Annotated in this window: 20 protein-coding genes; 4 read left to right on the top strand and 16 right to left on the bottom strand. The window is 61.2% G+C overall.

Going from position 1 to position 24,193, the window contains the following annotated elements:
- Positions 1 to 4 precede the first annotated feature (4 nt).
- The 5 genes from DBP26_RS10235 to hutU form a co-directional block, all read right to left on the bottom strand.
- A complete protein-coding gene (locus DBP26_RS10235) occupies positions 5 to 835 on the bottom strand; it encodes a glycine betaine/L-proline ABC transporter ATP-binding protein (RefSeq protein WP_108237463.1) in 831 nt (276 codons plus the stop codon).
- Entirely contained in the window at positions 832 to 1,683 is an 852-nt protein-coding gene (locus tag DBP26_RS10230) for a proline/glycine betaine ABC transporter permease (RefSeq protein WP_108237462.1), read from the bottom strand. The genes DBP26_RS10235 and DBP26_RS10230 overlap by 4 nt, the downstream gene beginning before the upstream one ends.
- A gap of 184 nt (positions 1,684 to 1,867) precedes the next feature.
- Positions 1,868 to 2,833: an ABC transporter substrate-binding protein gene (locus tag DBP26_RS10225; protein ID WP_108237461.1), complete on the bottom strand. Its 966-nt coding sequence runs from the start codon at positions 2,831 to 2,833 to the stop codon at positions 1,868 to 1,870.
- Positions 2,830 to 4,293: a cytosine permease gene (locus tag DBP26_RS10220; RefSeq protein ID WP_108237460.1), complete on the bottom strand. Its 1,464-nt coding sequence runs from the start codon at positions 4,291 to 4,293 to the stop codon at positions 2,830 to 2,832. Before DBP26_RS10220 ends, DBP26_RS10225 begins: the two co-directional genes overlap by 4 nt.
- 168 nt (positions 4,294 to 4,461) lie before the next feature.
- Positions 4,462 to 6,156: a urocanate hydratase gene (gene hutU / locus DBP26_RS10215; protein ID WP_108237459.1), complete on the bottom strand. Its 1,695-nt coding sequence runs from the start codon at positions 6,154 to 6,156 to the stop codon at positions 4,462 to 4,464.
- Between the two features lie 412 nt (positions 6,157 to 6,568).
- Between hutU and DBP26_RS10210 the strand changes: the two genes are divergently transcribed.
- Complete coding sequence (locus DBP26_RS10210) at positions 6,569 to 7,141, top strand: sigma-70 family RNA polymerase sigma factor (protein ID WP_108237458.1); 573 nt, start codon at positions 6,569 to 6,571, stop codon at positions 7,139 to 7,141.
- On the top strand, positions 7,138 to 7,779 hold the full coding sequence (locus DBP26_RS10205) for a DUF1109 domain-containing protein (RefSeq protein ID WP_108237457.1): 642 nt from the start codon (positions 7,138 to 7,140) through the stop codon (positions 7,777 to 7,779). Before DBP26_RS10210 ends, DBP26_RS10205 begins: the two co-directional genes overlap by 4 nt.
- Before the next feature lie 78 nt (positions 7,780 to 7,857).
- On the opposite strand, the gene DBP26_RS10200 is transcribed toward DBP26_RS10205, so the two are convergent.
- The 4 genes from DBP26_RS10200 to hutC form a co-directional block, all read right to left on the bottom strand.
- Complete coding sequence (locus DBP26_RS10200) at positions 7,858 to 8,595, bottom strand: anti-sigma factor (RefSeq protein ID WP_108237456.1); 738 nt, start codon at positions 8,593 to 8,595, stop codon at positions 7,858 to 7,860.
- Positions 8,596 to 8,824: 229 nt separating this feature from the next.
- Positions 8,825 to 10,003 carry a Na+/H+ antiporter NhaA gene (gene nhaA / locus DBP26_RS10195; RefSeq protein WP_108237455.1) on the bottom strand — a complete coding sequence of 393 codons (1,179 nt, stop codon included), beginning with the start codon at positions 10,001 to 10,003 and terminating at the stop codon, positions 8,825 to 8,827.
- 167 nt (positions 10,004 to 10,170) lie between these two features.
- Positions 10,171 to 10,764: a HutD family protein gene (locus tag DBP26_RS10190; RefSeq protein WP_108237454.1), complete on the bottom strand. Its 594-nt coding sequence runs from the start codon at positions 10,762 to 10,764 to the stop codon at positions 10,171 to 10,173.
- Complete coding sequence (gene hutC / locus DBP26_RS10185) at positions 10,761 to 11,471, bottom strand: histidine utilization repressor (protein ID WP_177411041.1); 711 nt, start codon at positions 11,469 to 11,471, stop codon at positions 10,761 to 10,763. The genes DBP26_RS10190 and hutC overlap by 4 nt, the downstream gene beginning before the upstream one ends.
- Positions 11,472 to 11,664: 193 nt before the next feature.
- Here hutC and DBP26_RS10180 point away from each other — a divergent pair, with 193 nt between their 5' ends.
- Positions 11,665 to 13,029, top strand: a complete 1,365-nt coding sequence (locus DBP26_RS10180) for a formimidoylglutamate deiminase (protein WP_108237452.1) — start codon at positions 11,665 to 11,667, stop codon at positions 13,027 to 13,029.
- A 71-nt stretch (positions 13,030 to 13,100) separates the two neighbouring features.
- On the opposite strand, the gene DBP26_RS10175 is transcribed toward DBP26_RS10180, so the two are convergent.
- The 7 genes from DBP26_RS10175 to DBP26_RS10145 form a co-directional block, all read right to left on the bottom strand.
- Positions 13,101 to 13,670 carry a lipocalin family protein gene (locus tag DBP26_RS10175; RefSeq protein ID WP_108237451.1) on the bottom strand — a complete coding sequence of 190 codons (570 nt, stop codon included), beginning with the start codon at positions 13,668 to 13,670 and terminating at the stop codon, positions 13,101 to 13,103.
- Positions 13,671 to 13,684: 14 nt separating this feature from the next.
- Entirely contained in the window at positions 13,685 to 13,939 is a 255-nt protein-coding gene (bamE, locus tag DBP26_RS10170) for an outer membrane protein assembly factor BamE (RefSeq protein WP_108237450.1), read from the bottom strand.
- A gap of 154 nt (positions 13,940 to 14,093) precedes the next feature.
- Positions 14,094 to 14,696 (bottom strand): DUF924 family protein, encoded by a 603-nt coding sequence (locus tag DBP26_RS10165; RefSeq protein ID WP_108237449.1) that lies wholly within the window; start codon positions 14,694 to 14,696, stop codon positions 14,094 to 14,096.
- Positions 14,697 to 14,698: 2 nt separating this feature from the next.
- Positions 14,699 to 15,709 (bottom strand): class 1 fructose-bisphosphatase, encoded by a 1,011-nt coding sequence (locus tag DBP26_RS10160; protein ID WP_108237448.1) that lies wholly within the window; start codon positions 15,707 to 15,709, stop codon positions 14,699 to 14,701.
- Positions 15,710 to 15,888: 179 nt separating this feature from the next.
- Complete coding sequence (locus DBP26_RS10155; RefSeq protein ID WP_108237447.1) at positions 15,889 to 17,253, bottom strand: DUF3999 domain-containing protein; 1,365 nt, start codon at positions 17,251 to 17,253, stop codon at positions 15,889 to 15,891.
- Between the two features lie 17 nt (positions 17,254 to 17,270).
- Positions 17,271 to 20,123 carry a DUF2339 domain-containing protein gene (locus tag DBP26_RS10150; protein ID WP_108237446.1) on the bottom strand — a complete coding sequence of 951 codons (2,853 nt, stop codon included), beginning with the start codon at positions 20,121 to 20,123 and terminating at the stop codon, positions 17,271 to 17,273.
- A 204-nt stretch (positions 20,124 to 20,327) separates the two neighbouring features.
- Positions 20,328 to 22,811: a glycogen/starch/alpha-glucan phosphorylase gene (locus tag DBP26_RS10145; RefSeq protein WP_108237445.1), complete on the bottom strand. Its 2,484-nt coding sequence runs from the start codon at positions 22,809 to 22,811 to the stop codon at positions 20,328 to 20,330.
- 400 nt (positions 22,812 to 23,211) lie between these two features.
- Here DBP26_RS10145 and pip point away from each other — a divergent pair, with 400 nt between their 5' ends.
- Positions 23,212 to 24,183 carry a prolyl aminopeptidase gene (pip, locus tag DBP26_RS10140; protein ID WP_108237444.1) on the top strand — a complete coding sequence of 324 codons (972 nt, stop codon included), beginning with the start codon at positions 23,212 to 23,214 and terminating at the stop codon, positions 24,181 to 24,183.
- Positions 24,184 to 24,193: the final 10 nt, after the last annotated feature.

Raw genomic sequence — 24,193 nt, 5'->3', positions numbered from 1 at the left:
GTCCTTAAATGGTCGCCACACGACGCTGGACGAAACGGTCAACGTATTCGTCGGCGGGTGAGTGGAGGATTTCTTTCGGGGTGCCGACCTGGATCAACCGGCCATCCTTGAGAATGGCGATGCGGTTACCGATGCGCACGGCTTCATCGAGGTCGTGGGTGATGAACACGATGGTCTTGTGCAAGGTGGTTTGCAGCTCCAGCAACTGGTCCTGCATTTCTGCACGGATCAGAGGGTCCAGGGCGCTGAAGGCTTCGTCCATCAGGATGATGTCTGTATCGGCAGCCAAGGCACGGGCCAGGCCCACGCGCTGGCGCATGCCTCCGGAAAGCTGGTGGGGGTATTTCTTCTCGTAGCCTTGCAGGCCCACGGTGTTGATCCAGTGCTGCGCGCGTTCGGCGCACTGTGCCTTGCTCTCGCCACGAACCGCTAGGCCGTAGGCCACATTGTCGATGACGGTCTTGTGAGGCAGTAGGCCGAAGCTCTGGAAGACCATGCTGATCTTGCGTCGACGGAAGTTGCGCAGGGCTTCCATGTCATAGGTCAGGATGTTTTCCCCATCCACCAGAATCTCGCCGCTGGTCGGGTCGATCAGTCGGTTGAAGTGGCGCACCAGCGTCGATTTACCGGAGCCGGACAGGCCCATGATGACGAAGATCTCGCCGCTGCCGATGGACATTGACAGGTCGTTCACGCCCACCACGCAACCGGTGCGCGCCAGTACCTGATCCTTGGTCTGCTGCTGACGGACCATCTCCAGCGCTTCCGAGGCGCGGTTGCCGAAAATCTTGAAGACGTTCTTGACCACGATTTTGTTCGGTTCGGTGCTCATCATTTGCTCGCCTCATGCCGTGGACGGCCATAGGCCTGCGTGATGCGGTCGATCACGACCGCCAGGATGACAATGGCCAGCCCCGCTTCCAGTCCGCGGCCGACGTTGAGGGTCTGAATGCCGACCAGCACGTCCTCGCCCAGACCACGGGCGCCGATCATGGACGCGATCACCACCATCGACAGCGCCATCATGGTGGTCTGGTTGATGCCTGCCATGATGCTCGGCAAGGCCAGTGGCAGTTGCACGCCGAACAGTTGCTGCCAGCGATTGGCGCCGAAAGCGTTGATCGCTTCCATGACCTCGCCGTCCACTTGGCGAATACCCAGATCGGTCAGGCGAATCAGGGGCGGGGCTGCATAAATCACCGTCGCGAAAATCGCCGGTACCTTGCCCAGACCGAACAGCATCAGCACCGGAATCAGGTACACGAAGCTGGGCATCGTCTGCATGATGTCCAGCAGGGGCATGAGCACCGAACGCAGACGATTGCTGCGCGCCGAGAGAATGCCGAGCGGCACGCCGATCAGCACGGAAATGAAGGTGGCCACCAGCATGAGGGCCAGCGTCTGCATCAATTTGTCCCACAGCCCGACCGCGCCGACGAGGAACAGCAGGCCGACGACCACGGCTGTGGTGGTGATCTTGCGCGTGGCGTGCCAGGCAATGAGGCCGACAATGGCCAGCAACAGCCACCAGGGCGCCATGCGCAGCAAAGCCTCAAGCTTGACGATGGCCCACAGCAACGTGTCCGAAATGTGCCGGAACACATCGCCGTACTGGGTGACCAATTTGTCGACCCAGCCGTTGACCCAGTCGGCGATGGAGAAGGTAAAGCTTTCGGGGAACATAATCGTGTCTCGGTCTGTGAATTTTTCACCCGGCCCCGTAGGCGCGTGGCTTGTCCCGCGATCGACCGGGAACCGGTCGTAAACCCTGCGATCACGGTGTATCAGATGCACCGTATGGCCTGATTTTGCTGCCGCTTTGCGACAGATCGCGGGACAAACACGCTCCTACAGGTCGGGTTTCGAATCAGAGAGAAGCTTCTACCTTCTTCGCCGCATCCTCGCTGACCCATTGATGCCAGACTTCAGGATGTTCCTTGAGGAAGATCTTCGCCAGTTTGGGCGACTCGATGCGATCCTTGGTCATGCGCCCAAGGTTCTGGTTCAGCAGGTCGATCGGGATGTTGATCTTTTCCATCACCGCCACCAATTCGGGGGCCTGGTCGTGGAAGGCTTTCGAGAGGCCGACCTTGATGTCGATCGTCTTGTTCACGCCCGCCTTCTCTTCCAGGCGAACCAAGTCGACCTGGCCCATCAACGGCGTCGGCGACCAGTAATACGCAAGGATCGGTTCGCCGCGCTTGTAGCTCGACAGAATCGCCGCGTCCAGCGCAGGCCCGGTGCCAGGGCGGAAGTTGGTGTATTTGTCTTCCAGACCGTAGCTCTTCAGCATCTCGCTGTTTTCCAATTCGCAGGTCCAGCCGGCCGGGCAGTTGTAGAAGCGGCCTTTGCTGGGCTCTTCCGCATCCTTGAACAGCGCCGGGTACTTGGCCAGGTCAGCAATCGATTTCAGATCGGGGGCCTTGGCTTTCAGGTTGCGCTTGGCATCACCTTCAATGACGTAGCGCGGGACGTACCAGCCCTCGACTGCACCTTTGACCGGAGCGCCTACGCCGACCACCTTGCCCGCCGCTTCGGCCTTGTTCCAGACCTCGCTGCGGCCGACCCATTCTTCGGCGAACACCTGGATATCGTTGGTGCTCAGGGCATTCTCCATGGTGATCGAGTTGCCCGGCAGGCTGTCCACTTCGCAGCCATACCCTTTGTTCAGCACCACTTGCAGAACGTCCGTCAGCAGCATGGCGCTTTCCCAGTTCAGCCCGGCGAATTTCACCGGTTTGCCGGATTCACACCATCCCGCCGCATGGCTGGCACCACTGACGAGCAGACCTGCGGTCAGCAGTGTCGGGAACAGGGCTTTTTTCATCTTCATGGGGTGGTGCTCCTGGTGTTGAAAGGGCGATTTTCAAAAGTGGATTGTTCGGTCGGCAAAATCAGGCGGTCGGCAATCCGGCCAGGCCATTTTTTCGCCGCCCAGTAATACAGCGCGGCGGGCACTACCAGACCGATGATCCACGAGATATCGGTGTCGTCCAGGCTGGCAACCAGCGGGCCGGTGTAAAAGTGGGTGGAGATGAACGGCATCTGGATCAGCACACCGATGACGTAAACGGTGATCCCGACCGCGTTCCAGCGCCCGTAGCGGCCATTTGCGTCGGACAGCGCAGGAATGTCGTAGCGCTCCCGGGTGATGCAGTAGAAGTCCACGAGGTTGATGGCGCTCCAAGGGGTGAAGAAGGCCAGCAGGAACAGGATGAACGCCGAGAAGTCCTTGAGGAAGGAATCCTTGCCCGCCAGGGCAAGCGCCGTGGCGAGGCCGACCATCGCAACGATGTACGACAGGCGCGCGGCGCTGGAGAGGTGGCGGTTGCCTTTGAAGCCGCTGACGATGGTGGCCATCGACATGAAACTGCCGTAGGCGTTGAGCGTGGTCACCGTGACCTTGCCGAAGGCGATACTGAAATACAGCGCCGCGGCCACTGCACCTGTGCCACCCAGGCTGACAATGAACTGCACCTCGTGGTGCGCGAAATTCTTCCCCGCCAGTGCCGCGGCGAACACACCGAACACCATCGAGACCTGCGCGCCGATCACCGCACCCAGCCCCACGGCCCAGAAGGTCTTGCGCGCCGAGGTGCTGCGCGGCAGATAGCGCGAATAATCCGCGACGTAAGGACCGAAGGCGATCTGCCACGATGCCGACAGCGAGATGGCCAGCAGAAAACTGCTCAGCGAAAAATGCTTGTTGCCCAGCAGCGCGCCGAGGTCATTGCCTGCCAGCAGCGCCCCGAACAGATACACGAAGGCCACCACGCCGATAATGCTGGCCGCACGGCCAATCATGTGGATGACGCGGTAACCGAAGAGGGTCAGGACGATGATAGCGGCGGCGAACAACAGCACACCCTGCCAGTCAGGCACCTGAATCAATTGAGCAACGGCTTGCCCCGCCAACAACGACCCGCTCGCCGAGAAGCCGATGTACATCAGGCACACCAGCACCAATGGAATCACCGCCCCGTAGACACCGAATTGCACCCGGCTGGAGATCATCTGCGGCAGCCCCAGTTTCGGCCCTTGGGCCGCGTGCAGCGCCATGACCGCACCGCCCAGCACTTGGCCGACGAACAGGCCGATCAGCGACCAGAACACATCACCGCCCAGCACCACTGCCAGCGCGCCCGTGACAATGGCGGTGATCTGCAGGTTCGCGCCCAGCCACAAGGTGAATTGACTGAAGAGACGACCCTGTCTTTCCGCGTCAGGAATGTAGTCGATCGAACGCTTTTCGATCACGGAAACGTTTGCAGCACGATCATCTGGAACAGCCATCTCGAACATTCCCCAAAAGCAAGTGTTGGATCACGCAGCGGCAAGCTGTAGGCGCGCGCTTGCCCGCGATAGCGTTGTGTCAGTCACCCCTTCAGTGGACGTGCCGACGGATTCGCGGGCAAGCGCGCTCCAACGAGAGCGAGCGCCATGCTCAGGACTTGCGTTTTACTAGTTGATCATCGGCAGGTTCAGGCCTTGCTCTCTGGCGCAGTCGATGGCGATCTGGTAACCGGCATCTGCATGACGCATCACGCCGGTGGCCGGGTCGTTGTGCAGCACGCGGGCGATACGTGCGGCCGCTTCATCAGTGCCGTCACAGACGATCACCATGCCCGAGTGTTGCGAGAAGCCCATGCCGACACCGCCGCCGTGGTGCAGCGAAACCCAGGTTGCGCCGCTCGCGGTGTTGAGCAGCGCGTTGAGCAACGGCCAATCCGACACAGCGTCGGACCCGTCCTGCATCGATTCGGTTTCGCGGTTGGGGCTGGAAACCGAGCCGGAGTCCAAGTGATCGCGACCGATCACGACCGGCGCCGTCAGTTCGCCGCGACGAACCATTTCGTTGAAGGCCAGGCCCAGCTTGGCGCGCTGGCCCAGGCCAACCCAGCAAATACGGGCGGGCAGCCCCTGAAAGCTGATGCGCTCGCGGGCCATGTCCAGCCAGTTGTGCAGGTGCGCGTCGTCGGGAATCAGCTCTTTGACCTTGGCGTCGGTCTTGTAAATGTCTTCCGGGTTGCCCGACAGCGCTGCCCAGCGGAACGGGCCGATCCCGCGGCAGAACAGTGGACGGATGTAGGCCGGTACGAAGCCTGGGAAGTCGAAGGCGTTGCTCACGCCTTCGTCCTTGGCCATCTGACGAATATTGTTGCCATAGTCAAAAGTTGGAATGCCTTGTTTCTGGAACGCCAGCATGGCCTCCACGTGTTCGGCCATCGATTGTTTCGCCGCTTTGACTACCGCAGCCGGTTCGGTGGCGGCGCGGTCGCGGTATTGCTCCCAGGTCCAGCCTTTGGGCAGGTAGCCGTTGAGCGGGTCGTGGGCGCTGGTCTGGTCGGTGACCATGTCGGGGCGCACGCCGCGACGAACCAGTTCCGGCAGCACCTCTGCCGCGTTGCTGCACAAGGCGATGGAAATGGCCTTGCCCTCGGCGGTGTACTTGGCGATACGGGCGAGTGCGTCGTCGAGATCGGACGCCTGTTCGTCGACGTAGCGCGTTTTCAAACGGAAATCGATGCGGCTCTGCTGACATTCGATGTTCAGCGAGCAGGCGCCAGCAAGCGTCGCTGCCAGCGGCTGTGCCCCACCCATGCCACCGAGCCCTGCGGTCAGGACCCAACGGCCTTTGAGGTTGCCGTCGTAGTGTTGACGACCGGCTTCAACGAAGGTTTCGTACGTGCCTTGCACGATGCCTTGGCTGCCGATGTAGATCCAACTGCCCGCGGTCATCTGGCCATACATGGCCAGGCCCTTGGCGTCCAGTTCGTTGAAGTGCTCCCAGTTCGCCCAGTGGGGCACCAGGTTGGAGTTGGCGATCAGGACGCGAGGCGCGTTGCTGTGAGTCTTGAACACGCCGACCGGCTTGCCCGATTGAACCAGCAGGGTTTCGTCCTCGTTCAGGTTGCGCAGGCTTTCGACGATTTTGTCGTAGCATTCCCAGTTGCGCGCCGCGCGGCCGATGCCTCCGTAGACCACCAATTCGTTCGGGTTCTCGGCGACTTCAGGGTCCAGGTTGTTCATCAACATCCGCAGCGGCGCTTCGGTCAACCAGCTCTTGGCGGTCAGTTCAGTGCCACGGGCAGCGCGGATTTCCACGTTGCGGCGTTTGGTCCATTGCTGGGCTGGGGCTTTGTTGTCAGTCGTCACGTCACAATCCTCGATGATCAATCCGGCCCAGTCACTGGGCTGACGGTGCCTGCGTCGAACAGGCGGAATAGGGTCTGGCGAATCAGGCGCCGCGGCAGGCGGTGCTCAGACCGCACGCTTCCATACTCATATTTACTTGTACATACAAGCATATGCAACTGAAGGGCCAAGTCTGCTGATGAGCCTGAATTTTCGTTGAGCGCCTGAGGTGAAGGGCCTCCCAGGAAAATCAAAGGTTAGTCCGCTACCGGGTTGGGCGTTACAGCCACTCGGAAATTGTTACTTTGAGGTGCGCCTGCTCCAGGACGGTGCAATCGGTAACAGAATGTTGAATTGTTTACGCGCGTCCTAAGGGGTCTACTGCTCGCGTCGTTCCACAGGAACTTTCCGGTCGGTGTAACCAGGGCGAGCGATGGACCGAACTATTGATCAAGGCGCATTGCGCAATCGGGAAATACGCCTGCAGGCGCTGTTTCTGGCGGGTCAGGATGGGGATGAGCGTGCCTATCGGGCATTTCTCACCGACCTGAGCCATCACCTGCGCGGTTTCTTGCGGGTGCGCCTATCACGTCAGCCGGGTGATGTCGAAGATGTGCTTCAGGAAGTGTTGCTCGCCATTCACAATGCTCGGCACACCTATCGAGAGGATCAGCCGCTGACCGCATGGGTATTCGCGATTGCCCGCTACAAGCTCACCGACTTCTACCGGGGGCGTTCGCGGGGAGATGTGTTCAACGATTCGCTGGATGACACGGCTGAATTGTTTGCCGAGCCCGAACTCGAGCCTGCACAGGCGCGGCGCGACTTGAGTCGCTTATTGAGTGGCCTGCCTGATCGTCAGCGTTTGCCGATCATGCATGTGAAACTGGAGGGCTTGTCGGTGACAGAGGCGGCGAAACTGACCGGGCTGTCCGAGTCTGCGGTCAAGATTGGCGTGCATCGCGGCCTCAAGGCGTTGGCGGCACGCATACGGGGTGCACGATGAAAACCGAGGAACTGATTTCCCTGCTGGCAGGCGGTGTCACGCCCGTCGAGAGGGGACTGCTGTTCAGGCGTTTCGGTCTGGCGGTGATACTGGCGTTGTCGGGGTCGACAGTAATGATGCTGCTGATATTCGGCATTCGGCCGGATCTGGTAGCGGTGGCTCATACGCCTCTGTTTTGGGGCAAGGTGGCCTTCCCCCTGTGCCTGGGCGTGGGAGCGCTTTGGATGATCACGCGTCTGGCGCGGCCAGGCATGACGTGCGGAGCAGGACGTTGGCTGGTGATGGCTGGGGTGCTGGCCGTATGGGCAGGGGCACTGTTCGCACTGGCACAGGCGGCACCCGATGCGCGCCTGAGCCTGGTGTTCGGCAAAACGTGGAAGGTCTGTGCGTTCAACATCGTGCTTTTGTCAGTACCCGGCTTCGCCGCGATCTTCTGGGCATTGCGTGGCATGGCACCCACGCGGCTGGGCCTGGCCGGCGCTTGCGGCGGACTGCTCGCAGGCTCGCTGGCGACGATCGCGTACTGCCTGCATTGCCCGGAAATGGAGATCCCTTTCTGGGGTGTCTGGTATTTGTTGGGGTTGTTGTTGTCGAGCGTGTTAGGCGGGCTGCTCGGGCCCCGAGTCTTGCGTTGGTAAATGCTACCGCGCTCCCTTGGGAAACTTGCTTTGGAAGCCTGCATCATTGCCACGGGTGCGGCGCGTGATTCGCTCCGTTTACCCGGCCTTCACCGTTCGCCCGATAAACTGGATCGGCCCGCTGGGTTTGTTGGTCGGGGAGCCGCCGGCCTTCTCAAGCGACAGCTCGAACATCTGATTCGGCTGCAACGGCGGCAGACGGTCTGTTGGCACCTTTAACGTTTGTCCCGGCGAGACCAGCCCAAGGGAGATCGGGCCCTGCCAGTCATCGGCCTGGGTCCAGAGCTGCAGCACCTTGCCGATGGGGACTTGAGTCTGGTCCACCGGCACCAATTGGATACCGCGCAAGTTGCTGGCTTGAATCACCCACCCGGGTAGGTGGTCTCCAGGCGTCGAAAGCACCGCCAGAAACGCAGGTGCAGGCGGTGTGGGAACGTGCCCGAGCAATTGTGTGGTGAGGATCACCGACGCGGCCAATCCCAGCCCGGCCAGGCCGCGCCAAAGCCCCGCGTTATCCCACCAAGCCAGGCGGCGTTTCTTGCGCTGGGCTCTGCGGGTCTGTGGGGTTGGCCTAAGTCCGTTGATGTTTCGTTCGATGCGATTCCAGAGGCGCGACGAAGGACTGGGAGGTTCGGCCATTTCCGTAAGCATCAGCAGCCGCGAGCGCCAGCCGTCGATGGCCTTGCGCAGGGCAGGGTCATGGACCAGCCGTTCCTGGACCTCGGCCCGCTGGTCGGACGTCAAGGTGCCCAGCACGTACTCGCCCGCCAGGGTCTGCACGTCGAGATCAGGGATCTTGTCTTGTTTTTCACTCATCCAAAACACTCCCGCCGCGTGGCATTGCCGCGCTTGATACGGGCGCTCACCGCGCCGACGGCGCACCAGAGGTGTGTGCGATGGTATCCAGAATAACCGCCGCGCCACTCTAGAAACACATTGTTACGACGCACGGGAGGGCTTTTTCGAATGGCCGTCACGGTGGTCGTCGTCAAACCACCAGACGGGCAGGAAATAGGCACGTAGTCCCGTAATGCGCCAAGGGGGATCAGCGTTTCGCCAGTGGGCTTCGTAACAACAGCACACCCGCGATTGCCGAGGCGATCGATCCCATTAGCACGCCCACTTTCACTTCATCGATCAAGTGCGCAGCGCCCGGAAACGCCAAGTTACCGATGAACAGGCTCATCGTGAAACCTATCCCGCACAACAGCGCCACGCCATACATCTGCGTCCAGTTGCTGCCTTCCGGTAGCGTCGCAAGACCCGCGCGAATCGCCAGCGCCGCGGCGATGAATACCCCAACCTGCTTGCCCACGAACAGTCCCAGCGCGACACCCAGCGGAACCGGGTCCACGAGGTTGCCCCACGTGATGCCTGAAAGCGATACGCCCGCGTTGGCGAACCCGAACACGGGTACGACGCCGAAGGCGACCCAGTAATGCAGCTTCTCTTCCAGAAATAACAGGGGGGACCGCGCTTCTTCCTGTCGGGTGCCCAAGGGGATGCACAGCGCAAGGGCCACGCCTGCCAGCGTGGCATGCACGCCGGATTGCAGCACGAAGAACCACAGCAGCAGGCCCAGCAGCAGATACGGTAGCAGGCGCTGTATCCCCGCGCGGTTCATGATCACCAGCACCGCCAGTGTCGCGAACGAGGCGCCGAGCATGGGCAGGTTCAGGCCAGAGCTGTAAAACAGCGCGATGATGGTCACGGCACCCAAGTCATCGAGGATCGCCAATGCCGCGAGAAAGACTTTCAGTGAGGTCGGAACGCGCTTGCCCAACAGCGACAGCACCCCCAGCGCGAAGGCGATGTCGGTCGCCGCCGGGATCGCCCAACCGCTGAGTGTTTCGGCGTTGCCTGTGTTGATGCCCACGTAAATCAACGCGGGCACCAGCATGCCGCCGGCCGCAGCGAAACCGGGCAAGGCACGCTGGCCCCAACTGGCCAGGCCGCCTGCCAGTACTTCTCGTTTGATTTCCAGCCCGACCATCAGAAAGAAGATCGCCATCAGGCCATCATTGACCCACAACTCCACGGACAATCCGCCCCAAACGCTGTGTAGCGCGGCGAAATACAACGAGGCCATGGGGGAGTTGGCGACGATGATCGCGGCCAATGCCGCGCCCATCAGCACGATACCACCGGCAGACTCCGAGGCTAGAAAGCGGGCCAGAATCGCGACGGCGCGAGGGGTTTCTGTGTTGTGTTTGAGCGTGGTCATGCGCGTCCTTGTGTTGAATTCAGAACCTACCCGGAGTGCCCGTGTTGAAGGTCATGGCACCCCACCTGCCGGGTGCCACCCGCAAACGCTCCAACGCCGGATCCGGTGTGCCGCTTCACGGCAGAGCGCGACCGGATCAAGCAGCTACGCGCTGCGGGAAGCCGCGATTAGATCGCGGTCAGCTCGATCACGCAAACGCGGCTTGCCCGGGGCGCATACAACACCACTTCCAGCAGCGAGCCCTCGGCGTTGTCCAATTGCAGGCAATCGTGGCGCTCCAGCAACTGCGGCGGGTGTTCGCCGACATTCGCGGCCATCTGTTCGGCAGCGCTGAAGACAAGAAATACATGGGCCGAGCTGAAAAACCGCTGGGGTTGCAGCACGTCGATCCATTGCAGGCGAGCGCGGAAGCGCTGCGGCGAGTAGATCAGGTTGAAGTCGCGAATCGGCCCATCCAGCAGGGTGCAGGACACCTGACTGTCGCCCCGGAAAGCGAACGGATCGGACGGCAGCAATGGCTCGCTGTCCTGCCCATCGATGTTGAGCGTCATGCCCGCGCCTTGCAGCACCGTAATGATGCGCAGGTACCCTGCAAACACTGAAAATCCGCCTGACTCACCGATGTCGGCGATCGACAGGCGCCAGCCGAAGCCGTCCAGACCTTCGCCTGCGTCGCGGGTGATTTCCTCGGTACTGCCGCCGCCGTTTTTCCAGGGCATGCGCGGGTAAGTGGCGGCGCGCAAAACAGTCAATTGCGTCATTTGCTGAAACGTCCTTCCAGGCTATGGCGTGAGCCGGGGTGGATCAGCCGCGCGGCGGTAACCGGCTGACGGCCTGACCAAGTGCGGCGACGGATCAGGAGGCACGGCTCGCCTTTTTCGATTTGCAGCAGCTTGCATTCATCCGGGTCGGCGAGAATGGCTTCGACCACGTGCTCGCCTTCGGTCAGCGGTGCCACCTGATTCAGGTAAGCGTAGGGTGTCTGCTTGGTGAAGTCTTGTTGGAGGTAGTCGGGGGCCACCGCTGCGTTGACGAAGCGGTCTTCGATTTGCACGGGAATGCCGTTCTCGAAGTGGACGATCAAGGAGTGGAAGACGCGTTGACCTTCGCGCATCTCCAAGGCAAGGGCTCGCTCTGAACCTGCGGCTTCTTCGCAGAGGATAATCACCTGGCAGGTATGCGTATGGCCGCGAGAGGCGATTTCATCCGCGATGTTGTGCACCTCGAACAGCGCAGACTGAGTCTTGGGTTCGGCCACGAAGGTTCCGACACCCTGCATACGCACCAACAAGCCTTCGGCCGTCATCTCGCGCAAGGCGCGGTTGATGGTCATGCGGCTGAAGCCCAGTTGCGTCACCAGCTCGCTCTCCGAGGGTACGCGGTGGTGCGGGGGCCAGGTCCCATTCTGGATCTGCTGGGTGATCATCTGCTTGACCCGGGCGTAAAGCGGCGCCGGACTGTCACCCATCTGGGCGGCCAGTGAAGAATTGGCAGGCGGAGTCGGCACGGAGAAATCCTTGTGATGACGAGCGGTGGGTGAACAAGCCGTAAATGGCGCCCACGCTAACCATTAACGCGAGTGCCGACAAGCTTGCCGCAGTTTACCGGGCAGGCAAACGTCTGTATATGTATAGACAATTTCACGCAGGGGGTGCGAAACGATGTCCGTTTTCTTTGCCGAACGAGCGTTATTACCGGCTGGCTGGGCCGATAACGTGCGTCTGGAGGTCAGTGCCGAAGGGGTTATCACCCGTGTGCAGGCTGATGCTGACCGTCAGGGCGCCGAGTCGATCGGCGGTCCGGTGGTGCCGGGCATGCCGAACTTGCACTCTCACGCGTTTCAGCGCGCGATGGCTGGCCTGGCAGAGGTGGCAGGCAATCCCAACGACAGTTTCTGGACGTGGCGTGACTTGATGTACCGCCTGGTCGGGCAGATCAATCCCGAACAGTTGGGCGTAATTGCCCGTCAGTTGTACATCGAAATGCTCAAAGGGGGCTTCACCTCGGTCGCCGAGTTTCATTACGTGCACCAGGATGCGGCGGGCAAGCCCTACGCTAATCCGGCGGAGCTGGCGTTGCAGGTGAGTCAGGCGGCGCGCTCGGTGGGCATCGGCATGACATTGCTTCCAGTGCTCTACTCGCACGCCGGGTTCGGCGGCTCGGCGCCCAACGAGGGCCAGCGTCGGTTCATTCACACCACGGACAGTTATCTGGATTTGCACGCGCGCCTGCAACCGATTATCGGTGCCCAACCGGCGCAGGCGTTGGGCCTGTGTTTTCATTCGCTGCGCGCCGTCACGCCAGGGCAGATCGAGCAGGTATTGGCGGCCAATGGCTCGCCTTGCCCCATTCATATCCATATCGCCGAACAGCAGAAAGAGGTCGACGACTGTCTGGCCTGGAGCGGGCGTCGTCCGCTGCAATGGCTTTACGACAATATCGAAGTCGATGAGCGCTGGTGCCTGGTACACGCGACCCACGCCGAACCGGATGAGGTCTCACAAATGGCCAAAAGCGGCGCGGTGGCCGGTCTGTGCCTGACCACCGAGGCCAACCTGGGCGATGGGATCTTTCCTGCGGTTGATTACATCGCCCAGGGTGGGCGTTGGGGGATCGGCTCGGACAGCCACGTGTCACTCAGTGTGGTCGAAGAGCTGCGCTGGCTGGAATATGGCCAGCGTCTGCGGGATCAACGCCGTAACCGGCTGTATCGCCCCGATCAGCCCGGGGTCGGTCGGACCTTGTATGACGCCGCGCTGGCAGGCGGAGCTCAGGCGATGGGGCAGCCGGTGGGCGCCCTGCAAGCGGGCAAGCGCGCCGACTGGTTGGTGCTCGACGGCAACGACCCCTATCTGACGACCGCCACGGGGGATGCGATTCTCAATCGTTGGCTGTTTGCTGGTGGCGATCGTCAGGTGCGTCACGTCATGGTCAACGGTCGCTGGGTCATCCGCGACGGGCGTCACGCTGACGAAGAGGACAGCGGCCGAGCATTTACGAACGTACTGCGCGAACTGCTGGGCTGACGGCCAGACCGACCGTCGCTCCTGCACCTCGAATGCGATTGATTTGGCCGTCCGTCTGGGCGGCCATTCCGTCAGTCGGCGACTTTCGCGACCTTGGCATCCTCGGCCCGCCAAATCAGTTTGGTGGTGTCGTAACCTTGTTGTTGGGCCTTCATCAGCAGGTCGTTGCGCACCGATTCGGAGACATGGGCGGTGCGCGACAGCAGCCAAAGGTATTGACGGCTCGGATTGCCGACGATCGCCAGTTTGTAATCATCACTCACGTACAGCACCCAGTAATTGCCTTTGGCAACGCCGGGCAGCAGTCGCGAGAACCAGTTGTCGAACACGACCCATAGCTTGTCGGTCTTGCCCTCCACCTGCGGGGACGCCGTCCCATTCGCTTCCTCCCACTTGCCGGCGAAGGTTAGGCAACGGTTGGTCACCGCGACATTGCCGTCCCCTTTGAGCCTGTAGTGCGCTTCGGATTGCGCACAGTTGCGCTGGAAGAACATGGGCATGCGCGCCAGTTCGTACCAGGTGCCCTGATAGCGCTTCAAGTCAACATGATCGACCGTTCGGGGCGCCATGGAATCGCCGTTCGGGGTGACTGAACAGGCGCTCAACCACACGGCTGCGAGTACTATCGCCGCCCTACGCATGACTGGACGAAGGTTCATTTCAACCCCTGGCCGGAATACATCACGACTTTATCGGCCGCGTACTGGACGCTGATGAACGTTTTCTGATCGCCCCATGTGCAACTCGACATCCCCAGTGCCCCAGAGCATTCGGTAGGGCTGCCCAGCAACTGTTCGATTTGCGCCTTGGACATCCCGGCGGAGATCTTCGAATAGTTTTCCTGATTGATTTTGCTGCATGCGGCCAGTAGCACGCAGAGTGACAACAACGCGATAGAGCGCAACGACATGGATGAAGCTCCTGAACCTGAAGGGGGCAGCGCCAGTACTGACGTCATGCCGAAAGCTTAGAAGAGAATGGGCAGGTCGGGTTCCCTGATGCCCTCGCTGGCGCGGCTATGGCTGCTGTTCGAGCCGAAGCTTCTGCGCTCGACTTGGTGCTGCTTAAAACCGCGACCCGGGCGCTTTCAAAAACTCCACTTCCTGCGCCGTGGAGGATCGGCCCAACAGGTCATTACGATGGGGAAAGCGCCCGAATCGCTCGATCACCGCGCGGTGTTTCTTCGCGTAATCCAGCGTGCGGTTGAAGTAGTCCCGGTCGGTGGCAGGCTGCAAGGGGAGGAGGGCAGAGAAGCGGCGGATGGCTTCGTCTTGTGCGTCCAGCGTCTCGGTGTGCTCGAGTACCAGATAGATGAAGGTGCGTTGCAGCGGTGTGAGTAAGCGGTCTCGATCGAGCCTCAGGCCGTGCCTGACCAAGTCCTGCGCACGTTCATCGCCGGCATAGGATTTGGCGGTGCCGCGGAAAATCATGCGAGGCAGTTGGTCGAGCAACAGCACCAACCCCAGCCAGCCTTTGGGCGTGGCGGTCCATTCGGACAGCCCGCCCGCGAGCGCAAGCTCGACCAGCCCGCCGAAGCGATTCGACGCGTCGGCGTCCTGGGACTTTTTCTTGCCGAACCAAAGGGCGTTTTGTTGCCTGGCGGCCTCGGTGGGTGATTCGGCATCACCGAACCACCATTCAAGGAGCGGCAGCCAGGGCTCCCGCACCGTCAGGCCTTGTGGTACGCGGTGGCGCGTTCCACTTCTTCCTTCGAACCGAGGAACACGGCAACGCGCTGGTGCAGGCCTTCAGGCTGAATGTCGAGAATGCGTTCATGGCCGTTGGTGGACGCGCCACCGGCCTGTTCGACGAGGAAGGACATCGGATTCGCTTCGTACATCAAGCGTAATTTGCCCGGTTTGGAAGGCTCACGCGCATCGCGCGGGTACATGAACAGGCCGCCGCGGGTCAGGATGCGGTGTACATCGGCAACCATCGCCGCTACCCAGCGCATGTTGTAGTTCTTCTTCAGCGGGCCTTCTTTGCCCGCCAGCAATTCGTCGACGTAGCGCTGGACCGGCGGTTCCCAGTGACGCGCATTGGACATGTTGATCGCGAACTCCTGAGTGGACTCCGGAATCTGGATGTTTTCGTGGCTCAGCACGAAGCTGCCCATCTCACGGTCCAGCGTGAAGCCTTTCACGCCATCGCCGAGGGTCAGAACCAGCATGGTTTGCGGGCCATAGATCGCGTAGCCGGCGGCCACTTGCTTGCTGCCCGGTTGCAGGAAGGCCTTTTCATTGAGCGCTTCGTTCTGGCTCAGGTATTCGTTAGGGCAACGCAGTACCGAGAAGATGGTGCCCACTGGGGCGTTGATGTCGATGTTCGACGAGCCGTCCAGTGGGTCGAATACCAACAGGTAGGCGCCTTTCGGATATTTGCCGGGAATCTGGTAGGCGTTGTCCATCTCCTCGGACGCCATGCCCGCGAGGTGACCGCCCCATTCATTGGCTTCCAGCAGGATTTCGTTGGACATCACGTCCAGCTTCTTTTGCACTTCGCCCTGTACGTTTTCAGTGCCCATGCTGCCGAGGACGCCGCCCAGGGCGCCTTTGGAAACCGCGTGGCTGATTTCCTTGCACGCACGCGCCACCACCTCGATAAGGAAGCGCAGATCGGCAGGGGTATTGTTGCTGCGGGTCTGCTCAATCAGATAGCGACTCAGGGTAGTGCGGGACATGGAGAGCTCCGAAGAAGGGGGGATAAAAACGCACACAGTTTAACGTGTGTGGCGATTGAATACTGCCTGTCAGACCGGTTTCGTAGTGTTTCGGTTCACGGGCTACAGGAATCTTGCCATGCATCCGTGACAGCGGGGTGTGGCGATCCGGCATTTTCTCACGCAGGATCGTTTCAGCCTCACCGCTTGGCGTTTGACGCTCGCAATGTGCCCAGCGCCATTGCGCCGAGCAATATCACGCCCAGCACCAGTACCGCCCACAGCCCTATGCGCTTCCAGTCCGGGCCGGCTGCCGGCGGTGCGGCAGCCACTGGAGCGTTCATCGTGGAGGCGTCCAACCTGGCGCTGCCCAGTGACGCCAATTTTTCAGGGGTGATGCCGGGCACCAGGGTACTCAACGGCAAGCTGGCGCTTTTGATCGTGGCATTGCCGATGGCCAGGCTATACGGCGCCGCGCCGCGACCTAGAAATACCAGTTGGGTGGCGCGCACGGCAAAACGCAGCCCGGGCGCCTCTTTGCCCAGCCCGCCGCCGCGATCATCGACCTCAAGCTTCAATTGCTGCATGACGTCGCCCGGCAATTCCATTTCATCCTGCACGACGTCCTGACCATTCTGCGTCAACCGATACAGCAGGCCGCTGTCGACCACCCGCCAGGGCCCATTGCTGTCGTGGCGCGCGTAGAGGGTGACGGGGGCGAGGCTGTTGGGCTGAGCGATGTCGATCTTCATGCGCTCCAGCGGGAGCGCCACCGGCAACTGCCAGACGTAGACGCCGGGCTTTTCCACCCTGCCCGCAATCTTCGGCGACCAGCTCAGGGGCAGCACGCCAGGGCGCACGCTGACCAATTGCGCGGAGGTCAGCGTCGGGGCCGATTGCGGGTTGGTCCAGAGCAGGCGCAGGTAGCGAGCGCTGCGGCCCGGCAAGGTCACGACCCGTTGCTCGACCAACTCGTCAGCGAATGACAGGCGCGCCACCTGGCCTTCGCCCCAGCGTAGCCAATGTTGAAGGTCGTCGCTGGCTTCGATGTCAAAGCGTTGGAAGCCTTCGCGCTCGCTGCTCCAGTCCAGAATCAGTTGATCCAGCGGACCCTTGATTGCGCTGGTATCCAACAGCCAGCCGCGCAGGACTTCCTCACCGGCCTCCATGTCCTCCTGGGGCTGGACCTCGACCAGCGTGCCGGTGGTGCTGCGCTCCACGCGTATCCTCGGTTCGGCGTCCTTGGCATCGTCGCTGTTGTAAAGGGGGAACCATTTGACGTCGACCGGCGTTTCCTCCTCCTGACGCTGCGGCTGGCCCAATGTCAGTGCATAGGGCTGGGCCTGACCGTCGGCGTTGAAGACGCGAACATCATTGAGGTTGCTCTGGCGCGCATTGAGTTGTGCGGCCAGCGGCAGTTCGAGCCGATACCAAGGGCCTTCGCCGCTGATCGTCAGGGGCGTATGGTGGGCGAAATCATCCGGCAAATCCTCCGCGAGGCTGAGCAGAGGGGCCAATAACAGTGCGCCGATGACAGCGGCCTTGGCGAGAGACTGGTGACTCAACAACGGACTCCTGGCGTTTATGGCATGGCCGAATCGGAAGCCGTCTCGTCGGAAGGAGACGGGCTTTGAGTAGGGCTTTTCGGTGGTAGTGGTGCGAAATATCCCACCACGAGCAGCAGAATGCCAACGCCGATGAATGAGACGATTCGCTCCAGCCCTCCACGGTTGCTCAATTCGACGAAAAACAGTTTCGCCACCACGACCGCGATCAGCGCAGCACCGACGATCCACACCTGTCTGCGCGAACGAAGGTGCCCGCCCACCATCAAGGCCAGCGCGGTCAGGGTCCAGACGATGGACAGACCGGCCTGGACCCGCATCGAATCGAACAGCGCTTCGCTGTTCCAGGCCACCTCCGCCCAATGATGGGCGCTGCGCATCACCATTGCCGTGATCAACGCGAAGGAAGAAGCACCGGCGATGATCCAGGAGGCTCGCACAGCCGTATGAGAATCGACTCCCGATTGCGGCAATTGCAGGCGCGTCCAGCCACAGACGGCTACCAGTGTGATCGCCAGGCCCAATTCCAGCGGATTGATCAGCGGCAGGTAAGGCAAGGGGTCGGCAGCGCCGTCACTGAAACCGTTCGCCAACCAAAACCATGCCAGCATCGCGGCCGCCAAGGGCGCAGCGGCCCAGACCCGATATTCACGGGAGTAGCTGCCGACCGGCCATGGCCAATGGCGATCCGAGGTCATGGCCAGCAGGTAGAGGCTCGGTATCAGCGCCCAGCCGAGCCAGCGCCATGCATTGTAGGATTCGGAAAGCATGAGCAGGGCATGACGCAGCTCCAGCGATAGCACCGTGATTATCAGCCAGCACCCCAGCACGTGGGCCGCAGTGCGCAGACGAGGCACCAGCAGGTGGTCCAGGCGCTTCAGCGAAATCAGGTGCGCTGCGAAAACCGCTATCCAGACTAGCCAGCCACCCTCCGCGGCCGGATGGTAATAAGGGGAGAAGAGCATCAGCCCCAGCAGTACGAAGCTGGCCGGGGTCAACAGCGTGCACAGTTGCGCCAGTCCGGCCCAGTTCAGGCGCCTCGCGGTCACTGTCCACAGGCCGACGCTGATAGCCCCTAGTAACAGCAGGGTGGGTATTACCCTGTTGCCAGGGACGTAGTAGGTGCTGACGCACAGCGCCGCCGACCAGCCCAACGCTCCCCCGGCCAGCAAACACGGTTGCAAAGCCTGCCGACTCCGCGCCAGGCGCAATGTGCCGATCCGTTCGACGGTGAAGGCACTGACCAGGGCCGCCAGCGAAATGATCAGGGGCGTCCAGAAGTCCCCATGATCGAAGCCAGGTCCGTCCCCTGGTGAGCTTCTGTGATCGACGATGTCGAGATACGACAAGCCTGCACCCAGTTGCAGCAACAGGCCGAATACGCGGGCCAGCAAGCGGTTTTGTCGCATCCCCAGCCAAAAGACCGCGGCGCCTTCGACCGCCCAGGCCACTGTGGTCCACTGGGCACTGAGCCCGAGAGGGATGGCCAGTGTGGCGAAGACGACGCCCAGTGACAGGCAGACCTCCACCAGCAACAGGACTCGCCCCGGGGCGCGTCCGGCCAGCAGCCTTGCGATCCCCATGTACAGCAGCCCGAGCAGCAGGGCGCTGAAGGCCGCACCGAAGTCCATGTGCTGAACAATGGCGTATTGCAGGCCGAACCCGGCGATGGGCGTACCGAACAGTAGGCTGCCGTCGACGTAATGACTCTGGGACGCCGACCAGCGCAACAGCGCTTCACGACTGTCGTTTTCTGGCCCGGTGGTGTGTTCTTGTAATTTGCGCCGTGCGAATAGCAGGCCGATGGCCAGGTACATCAGGAAGAACAGGATCAGGAACGGTTCGGTGCTCCAGAAAAGCGCTGGGGTATAGGCCTTCAGCCCCCATGCGAAGCCGATGCCGAATGTGCCGACGAAGCCGATCAGGTTCAGCGCACGCCAGGCCTTGAACCAGGCGATGGCGAAGATGCCAGTGTTGAGCAAGGCAAAGTAACTGAACAATGCCACGTGGCTGCCGTCGCCGCTCGAGGTCAACAGGGGCGCGGCGAAACCGCCCAGTGCAGCCACGCACGCCAAGGCCAGGGAGTTTTGGGTCAGCGCCAGAATGGCGGAAAACAGCGTCACTGCAACCAACAGGCTGAAGGCCATGCCAGGGGCGAGCAAGGTGTGGACTTTCATCGCGGCGAAGACCGTCAGATAAAGTACTGCCACCCCTGTGCCTTGCATCATCAGGGCGAAGGGTTCATTCCGCGACCGCAGCCACCAGCCCAGCCCCATAAGCGCCAGCGCACTGACAGCGACGGCGGCGTAGCGTGCTTCGATGGGCACCACCATGCCTTCAGTGGCATAGCGCAACAAAAACGCCAGGCCGAGAAACAGCAGCACCACGCCAACGCGCAGCACCGTATTGCCACCCAGCAACCAATCCTTTGCGCGCTGCAGCAGGTTGTCGACCAGGTTCGGCGCGGCCGGTGCGTGAGCGCGTTCGGAAGCGGAAGGGGCCTCGCGCATGCGACGCCATTCCGAATTGGTGGTGGTTTCGGCGGGTTCCGGTTCGAGATCCGGCAAGTCCCAGAGCAATTCGGGGCCGTTGTCCGCAACCGGTTCCACGAGCAGTGGCGCTGGGGCGGGTGCATCGGGCAACTGTGCCGCAGCAGAGTCCAATTGGCTCAGGCGCAGTTCCAGCGCTTGCAGATCGAGACGGGTTTGCGCCAGTTGTGCCTGGTGTTCGGCGGCCTGACGAGACAGTGAGGACAAGCGAATGCTCAGTCCCAAGGTGAGGCCAATGACGGCGCCGACAGCGCCGCCCAGCAGCGATTCATCCAGCACCGCGCCGAAGAACAGGCCCACCAGTAAAAGAATCCATTGCACGCGACGACATTCCTTTTGGCCGCAGCGCGGCGATGGCAGGAGTATATCGGGCGTTCAAGCGGAGAAAAAAATTTGTGTCAGCGGCGAGAACCACATCTCGCACGACCCGAGGTCATGCGACCGGAGAACGCGGCGTGTCGAACACGCCGCGCGCGCTGGCCCACAGGGCAGCCTGCACCCTCTAGGAGTGACCACCTCAGGCGGTCAATCCAGGGCTTGCCAGATCTCGTCCGCGTACTCGCGGATGGTGCGGTCCGATGAGAACCATCCCATGCGCGCCGTATTCAGAACGGCTGAGCGCCACCACTCTTTGCTGTCGTGCCAGCGCTGTTCGACGCGGGCCTGGGCGGTCCAATAGGATTCGAAATCCGCACAGACGAAGAAGCGATCGTAGTTGATCAGTTGCTCGATCAACCCGGCATAGCGATACGGATCGTCCGGAGAGAACACGCCCCCCCGAATCGCCTGCAGAACGTCGTTCAACCGCGCTGACGAAGCGATGTCGCCGTGGGCATTGAACTCACCGGCATGCTTGCGGGCTTCGACCTCCTGGGAGGTCATGCCGAAAATGAACATGTGCTCCAGGCCCACCTGCTCGCTCATCTCGACGTTGGCACCGTCCAGGGTGCCGATGGTCAACGCGCCGTTGAGGCCGAACTTCATGTTACTGGTGCCTGACGCTTCGAGGCCTGCCGTGGAAATCTGTTCCGACAAGTCGGCGGCAGGGATGATGTTCTCCGCCAGGCTCACGTTGTAGTTGGGCAGGAACACGACTTTCAGGCGACCGCGCAACGTCGGATCGTTGTTGACCGTGCGGGCGATGTCGTTGGCCAGTTTGATGATCAGCTTGGCCGAGTGATAGCTGGCAGCCGCCTTGCCCGCGAAGATCTTCACGCGGGGCACCCAGTCGGTGCTTGGGTCGGCGCGCATGGCTTGGTACAGCGCCACTGTATGGAAAAGGTTCAGCAGTTGGCGCTTGTATTCATGGATCCGCTTCACCTGCACGTCGAACAGCGCCTCGGGATTCAAGGTGATGCCCATGCGCTCCTGCACGATGGCGGCCAAGGCTTTTTTGCTGTGCAGTCGCTGCGCCGCGAATTCTTGCTGGAAGGCCGCGTTGTCAGCCAGCGGCTCAAGCTTCAGCAAGGCGGTTTCGTGATTGTCGAGCACTTGTTCGCCCAATTCCTTGACCAGCATCGCGGTCAACTGGGGGTTGGACTGGAACAGCCAGCGACGGAAGGTGATGCCGTTGGTTTTGTTGTTGATGCGCTCCGGGTAGAGCTTGTGCAGTTGCGCAAAAACCGTCTTGCGCATCAATTGGGTGTGCAGGGCCGACACCCCATTGACGCTGTGCGAGCCCAGAAACGCCAGGTTGCCCATACGCACGCGACGTCCGTTGTCTTCTTCGATCAGCGACACGGAGCGCAACAGGCCGAACAGGTCCGGGTCGTCCTTGTGATCAATGCGCACCTGATCGATGTGCTGCGCGTTGATCATGTAAATGATCTGCATGTGACGAGGCAGCATCCGCTCCATCAAGCCGACCGACCAGGTTTCCAACGCTTCCGGCAATAGCGTGTGGTTGGTGTAGGCCAGGGTGCCCACGGTGATCCGCCAGGCTTCGTCCCACTGCACTTCGTAGAGGTCGATGAGGATACGCATCAACTCCGCCACGGCAATCGAGGGGTGCGTGTCATTCATCTGGATCGCCGCGTGCTCGGGCAGGCTGTTGATGCTGTAGCCCATGTTCTTGTGGCGGCGCAGCAAGTCCTGCAGCGACGCAGACACAAAGAAATATTCCTGGCGCAGGCGCAGCTCCTGCCCTGCTTCGGTGCTGTCGTTCGGGTACAGCACGCGGGAGATGCTTTCGGCGCGTACGACTTCCGCGACCGCGCCGACGTGGTCGCCCGCGTTGAACCGTTCCAGATGCAGATCCTCTACGGCGCGGGCCCGCCACAGGCGCAGCGTGTTCACCGCTTTGCCTCGCCAGCCCACCACCGGGGTGTCGTAGGCGATGGCGCGTACGGTTTCGCCAGCGTGCCAGACTTGGCGGGTCTCGCCCGATGCATCACGCATCGGCGAACCGGTGACATCCAGCATCGGCTGCACGCTGCCGCCGAAGCCGATCTGGTAAATCACTTCCGGGCGTTCGAATTCCCATGGGTTACCGAAATCCAGCCAGTTCTCGGTTTGCTCCTGCTGCCAGCCGTCGACGATGGCCTGGCGGAACAAGCCGTGTTCATAGCGAATGCCGTAGCCGTGGCCGGCAATGCCCAGGGTCGACATGCTTTCCATGAAGCAGGCCGCCAGGCGACCCAAGCCGCCGTTACCCAGTGCAGCATCAGGTTCCAGCGTGCGGATCTTTTCCAGATCGACGTCCAGGCCTTTCAAAGCCTCCCGCGCGGTTTCCAGAATGCCCAGGTTGCTCAGGCTGTCGAACATCAAGCGTCCGATCAGGAATTCCAGCGACAGGTAATACACGCGTTTCTTTTCCTGCCGATAGATGTACCGCGTGTGGTTCATCCACTTTTCGGCCATCTTGTCGCGCGTCGCCAGTGCGATGGCCATGAACCAGTCATGGTCGAATGCATGGGCAGCGTCTTTGCCGACGGCGAACTCGAGTTTGTTGAGCACAGCTTCACGAAAGGCTGCCACTTCAGCGTCACGAACGTTGGGTTCCGGAGACATCGGGTACGACCTCAAGTTGGTTGGACGATTAAATGGGTTGTATGACTGTAGGGCGTGTCACCGGTTATTTCCTGTGAATGGATGAAATTCCAGTAGCACGACCCTCGGTTCGACTCAGGCGAGGCGCTCTGGTTCGCCGACGTGACGGATCGCCGACCTTGCCTGGAACGCCTGCATTGATCGTTCCAGTTTCGCGCCAATGAGCCTTCCGCATGGGGCGGCGTGCGCTTGTCCACGAAGAGCGATCACTCGCTTGACCTGCTGCACTGCATCGGCAATAGCGTGGGCAAGCGCACGCCGACAGGACGTTCACAGTGCCAATATGATCATTTGGCGTTTCGGGTTTATGATGCCCGACGGCAGATAAATAGAAGCCCCTGAATTGGACTTTGGAGCACCTATGCAGACCTTGTACCCGCAGATCAAACCCTATGCCCGGCACGATCTGGCAGTGGAAGAGCCTCATGTGCTGTACGTCGATGAAAGCGGCTCGCCGGAAGGTTTGCCAGTGGTGTTCATCCACGGTGGGCCGGGTGCGGGATGCGACGCCCAGAGTCGTCGCTACTTCGATCCGAATCTGTATCGCATCATTACCTTCGATCAACGCGGCTGCGGCCGTTCAACGCCCCATGCCAGCCTGGAGAACAACACCACCTGGCATTTGGTGGAAGATCTGGAGCGCATCCGCGAGCATCTGGGCATCGACAAGTGGGTGCTGTTCGGCGGCTCCTGGGGCTCGACACTCTCACTGGCGTACGCCCAGACGCACCCCGATCGAGTTCATGCGCTGATCCTGAGGGGCATCTTTTTGTGCCGACCTCAGGAAATCAAATGGTTCTATCAAGAGGGCGCAAGCCGCCTGTTTCCCGATTACTGGCAGGATTACCTTGCGCCTATTCCTGCCGACGAGCGCGGTGACTTGCTCTCGGCCTTTCACAAGCGTCTGATCGGCAGCGACCAAATTGCACAAATGCATGCCGCCAAGGCATGGTCGACCTGGGAAGGCCGCACCGCGACGTTGCGTCCGAACCCATTGGTGGTCGATCGCTTCTCCGAGCCGCAACGCGCATTGTCCATCGCCCGCATCGAATCCCATTACTTCACTCACAACGCCTTTCTTGAAGAAAACCAGTTGATTCGCGACATGCCCAAGATCGCTCACTTGCCAGGAATCATCGTGCATGGCCGGTACGACGTGATCTGCCCGCTGGACAATGCCTGGGAGCTGCATCAGGCCTGGCCGAACAGCGAGCTGCAAGTGATCCGCGACGCAGGGCATGCCGCTTCCGAGCCTGGCATCACCGACGCCCTGGTGCGTGCTGCCTCTCAAGTGGCGCAACGTTTGCTGGATCTTCCACCGGAAGAGGCGTAAGCCAGTTGCA

The organism is Pseudomonas sp. RIT409 (assembly GCF_003052515.2).
Classification (GTDB): Bacteria; Pseudomonadota; Gammaproteobacteria; order Pseudomonadales; family Pseudomonadaceae; genus Aquipseudomonas.
This window is presented reverse-complemented; position numbering and strand designations above follow the sequence as displayed.

What these genes read in the sequence shown, in the direction of transcription:
- DBP26_RS10230 (WP_108237462.1), bottom strand. Translation starts at nt 1,683, where the DNA reads ATGTTCCCCGAAAGCTTTACCTTCTCCATCGCCGACTGGGTCAACGGC.
- DBP26_RS10200 (WP_108237456.1), bottom strand. Translation starts at nt 8,595, where the DNA reads ATGAGTGAAAAACAAGACAAGATCCCTGATCTCGACGTGCAGACCCTG.
- DBP26_RS10180 (WP_108237452.1), top strand. Translation starts at nt 11,665, where the DNA reads ATGTCCGTTTTCTTTGCCGAACGAGCGTTATTACCGGCTGGCTGGGCC.
- DBP26_RS10235 (WP_108237463.1), bottom strand. Translation starts at nt 835, where the DNA reads ATGATGAGCACCGAACCGAACAAAATCGTGGTCAAGAACGTCTTCAAG.
- DBP26_RS10225 (WP_108237461.1), bottom strand. Translation starts at nt 2,833, where the DNA reads ATGAAGATGAAAAAAGCCCTGTTCCCGACACTGCTGACCGCAGGTCTG.
- hutC (WP_177411041.1), bottom strand. Translation starts at nt 11,471, where the DNA reads ATGGGTGACAGTCCGGCGCCGCTTTACGCCCGGGTCAAGCAGATGATC.
- DBP26_RS10210 (WP_108237458.1), top strand. Translation starts at nt 6,569, where the DNA reads ATGGACCGAACTATTGATCAAGGCGCATTGCGCAATCGGGAAATACGC.
- DBP26_RS10205 (WP_108237457.1), top strand. Translation starts at nt 7,138, where the DNA reads ATGAAAACCGAGGAACTGATTTCCCTGCTGGCAGGCGGTGTCACGCCC.
- bamE (WP_108237450.1), bottom strand. Translation starts at nt 13,939, where the DNA reads ATGTCGTTGCGCTCTATCGCGTTGTTGTCACTCTGCGTGCTACTGGCC.
- nhaA (WP_108237455.1), bottom strand. Translation starts at nt 10,003, where the DNA reads ATGACCACGCTCAAACACAACACAGAAACCCCTCGCGCCGTCGCGATT.
- DBP26_RS10145 (WP_108237445.1), bottom strand. Translation starts at nt 22,811, where the DNA reads ATGTCTCCGGAACCCAACGTTCGTGACGCTGAAGTGGCAGCCTTTCGT.
- DBP26_RS10190 (WP_108237454.1), bottom strand. Translation starts at nt 10,764, where the DNA reads ATGACGCAATTGACTGTTTTGCGCGCCGCCACTTACCCGCGCATGCCC.
- pip (WP_108237444.1), top strand. Translation starts at nt 23,212, where the DNA reads ATGCAGACCTTGTACCCGCAGATCAAACCCTATGCCCGGCACGATCTG.
- DBP26_RS10175 (WP_108237451.1), bottom strand. Translation starts at nt 13,670, where the DNA reads ATGCGTAGGGCGGCGATAGTACTCGCAGCCGTGTGGTTGAGCGCCTGT.
- DBP26_RS10220 (WP_108237460.1), bottom strand. Translation starts at nt 4,293, where the DNA reads ATGGCTGTTCCAGATGATCGTGCTGCAAACGTTTCCGTGATCGAAAAG.
- DBP26_RS10160 (WP_108237448.1), bottom strand. Translation starts at nt 15,709, where the DNA reads ATGTCCCGCACTACCCTGAGTCGCTATCTGATTGAGCAGACCCGCAGC.